The following is a 3,180-nucleotide window of genomic DNA, read 5'->3' as shown; positions in this document are numbered from 1 at the left end:
TCTCTCTGCGTTTTTCATCCCGATTTATTTCTTCCCGAGGTAAGGGTCTTTTACAAGTATTACTTTCAGGGCGGAGTTTACTACGGCTCGGGTTACATGCTTTTGACCGACTTTCTCGGTCAGGAAGAATACTCAATCTATCGAAACACGGACGGCCTTCCTGTCCTCGAAATGGAAGACCAAGTCGTTCTATCCGAAGAACAGATCGAGCATTTTCTAATGCAAAAATATCCGAGCATCATCGTTTATATCGATCCGGTAGAACCGTTTCATTCGCTCATCGATTGTATCAATGCAAAGTCGATGAGGATGACCGCCTAAAGATTCAAGAGAGTATCAAAATGCCCATTCGAAAATCAAGTTCCGCCTTTCTCATTCTAAGCATCCTTGTAGTATTTCATTCTTCTTTAATATACGCTCAGCCCAGCCAGGAATATACTTCCGCTCTGAAAGAATTCGAAGGTAAGAATTTTGAAAAATGTCTAGAGATTATCCGCGCTCTTCACGAAAAGGGAGGAAGGTCCTACGAATCGCATTATCTCGCCGGGCATTGTCATTTTGCGGCCGGAAGAACCAAGTCCGCGGGAACTCACTGGTCCGAAGCGCTTGGCATTAAGCCGGGGGATCCCGCCGTAAGTTTGGACTTCGCGAGATATCTTCTAAACAACGGTAGAGAAGACGACGGACTCGATATCATCGCCCGCGCTTACGAACTCAATCCGCGAAACAAAGACGTTCGACTTTTGTTCGGAACGGCGCTTTTATACAACGGAAAGGCAAAGGACGCACTGAGCATTACCGAAAAATTAAAAGCTGAAGATTCTAACGATTATCGCCCGCTCGTTCTGGAAGGGCAGATCTATTATTATCTAGGCAGTATCGAAAAGGCGGAAGTGAGTTTGAAATGGGCGAATTCACTTGTTCCAAACAATGCGAATATCCTAAACAATCTTGCCTTGGTTTACGAAAAGGCTTCCAATCAGGAAAACAAAAAAGGTAAATTAGCGAACGCGAAAAATTATCTCAATTCCGCGAAAGAGCAAATAGAATCCGCTTTGAAGATCGAGCCGGAAAATTCTCACTTTAAAGATAATCTGAAAAGAATCGAAGCAAAGATCAATGCCCTCTCTAATAGCTGAACAAACCGTCCTATTCAATACTCTCGGATGCAGACTCAATTTTTTTGAGTCCGATGGGTTGTTTTCTTCTCTCACAAAACACGGTTTTCGTTCTGCGGAATCGGAAGAACATCCGGAAGTTGTGATCATCAACACGTGTACGGTGACCAATAAGGCCGATTCTCGAAATCGAAATACGATCCGCAACGCGATCAAAAAATTTCCGGGTTCCCAAATCTGGGTGACGGGTTGTTACGCGGAAACGGATCGAGAATCGATCGAAGCAATTCCGGGTGTCGCAGGCGTGGTCGGGAATACTGAAAAATCAAAACTTCCTTCGATGATTCTTGAAAAAAAAGGACTTATCGGCGCGGAAGATTTGCTCGGAGTTACGTACGATCGATTTTCTTATTCGGATGTTTTGCCGAACGGACATACCCGCGCTTATCTGAAAATCCAAGATGGATGTAATCGCAAATGTTCTTATTGTAAAATTCCACAAGCGCGCGGCCTGGGAGTCAGTAGAAATTATCAGGATGTTTTAGATCAGGTTCGATTTTTACAAGATCACGGAGTTGGGGAAATCACTCTTACCGGAGTAAATCTCGGTTGGTATAGAGATTCCGAAAATAAAAAAGCGTTTAACAAGATTCTCGGCGACATCTTAAATATATTAGAATATTCTAGAATTCGAATTTCTTCGATCGAACCTCCGGATGTGGGAACCGAGCTCGCCGAGTTGATGTTACATCCTCGTTTTACTCCGTTTCTTCACATTCCTCTTCAGAGTGGAAGTTCCGAAATTCTAAAAAAAATGAAACGAACTTATACGCCGGAAACTTTTCGTAAACGTGTGGAAACCGCAAAGGAAAAAATTCCGGGATTATTTTTAGGAACCGACGTGATCGTCGGATTTCCCGGTGAAACGGAAGAAATGTTTCGGGCTAGCGTAAAGATGGTTGAAGAGCTCGGGTTCGCAAAAATCCACGCCTTTCCGTTTTCCGTGCGAAGAAACACGTTAGCCGAAACATTTCCTGACACAGTAGGTAAGGAAATTAAAAAAGAAAGAGTTCATGTTCTCAATTCCCTTTCGAGAAATCTTCATAAAAATTATGCGGTTGCGGAAACGGGAAAAATCCGCGAGGCGATTCTCGAACAGGGTGGAACTGCGGTTACGGATAATTATCTCAAAGTAAGAATTTCCGAAGAGGAGTTGAAAAATTTAAAAACCGGTCAGTTTTTGAACGTCGAACTTCTCGAATATCGGACCGAAGAAGAGAAGGAAGGATTTTTCCTAGGTCGACTTTCTCGATTATAAAATCCTAGATTTGATTTTACTCCTCCGAAAATTCAAAGCGTTCAATCTTTTGAAAAAACGAATTTTTTAAAAAAGTTTTAGATTTCCTTTAAATTTTTCCGGACTTCAAATCCGAATCCCCCGCTGATTGCAGAAAAAATCAATGGTTCGAGAATTATAAGAACCTTCCTTAACACCTGAAAATGTAGGAACTCATACTTTCTTTCTATGATACAGAAGACAAATTGTTTCCTCAACGTATGATGAGTTGTAATTTGTCGGAACTCACACCAAGGATTCAAATGCAGAAGACTGAATTCTTTTCGTCTTCAAGGTTTTAAGCAATGCTCAAAATATTTTTTTAAAAAAACTCCACCTTTGATCTTTCGTTTGACCAAAAGTGGAATGGAAATTTAGAAGATAATTTTTCCTTCGGGGAAGGGGTAATCCTTCGCCGAACAAAGTTTTGTGGGAACTCCATCAATTTTATTACGAACAAACATGCCGATTCTGAACGTTCCTTTTAGGTTCGAAAAATTCTTCTTGGAACCTTGCGCTCGATCGAAATCTGGGATCAGAAAATAGGAAAAGAACTTATCAAATCCCGGATAAACGGGGTGGAACTACAAATTCCGTGGGAACTCCTCATCTTTGAGAAGGCAGATAAATCTCCACGATCGCTTCCGTCATATTCAGAAATTCTAAAGTAAGAAATCCTCCGAAAACTTTTAAGAGAGCGCTGTGAATTCTAAGTCCTTGCCCCGC

At 41.7% G+C, this 3,180-nt stretch carries 3 protein-coding genes; all 3 read left to right on the top strand.

The window, feature by feature from the left end:
- The coding region (locus CH376_RS23735; protein ID WP_100788590.1) for a hypothetical protein at positions 1 to 321 on the top strand (321 nt) is incomplete at its 5' end.
- Between the two features lie 20 nt (positions 322 to 341).
- The gene (locus CH376_RS23730; protein ID WP_100784734.1) at positions 342 to 1,139 is read left to right on the top strand and encodes a tetratricopeptide repeat protein; all 798 of its coding nucleotides are present in this window, start codon (positions 342 to 344) and stop codon (positions 1,137 to 1,139) included.
- Positions 1,120 to 2,436, top strand: a complete 1,317-nt coding sequence (mtaB, locus tag CH376_RS23725; RefSeq protein WP_100784735.1) for a tRNA (N(6)-L-threonylcarbamoyladenosine(37)-C(2))-methylthiotransferase MtaB — start codon at positions 1,120 to 1,122, stop codon at positions 2,434 to 2,436. Before CH376_RS23730 ends, mtaB begins: the two co-directional genes overlap by 20 nt.
- Positions 2,437 to 3,180 lie beyond the last annotated feature (744 nt).

It is taken from the genome of Leptospira adleri, assembly GCF_002811985.1.
GTDB classification, from domain to species: domain Bacteria; phylum Spirochaetota; class Leptospiria; order Leptospirales; family Leptospiraceae; genus Leptospira; species Leptospira adleri.
The sequence above is the reverse complement of the archived record's forward strand: the minus strand, read 5'-3'. Positions and strand labels throughout refer to the sequence as shown.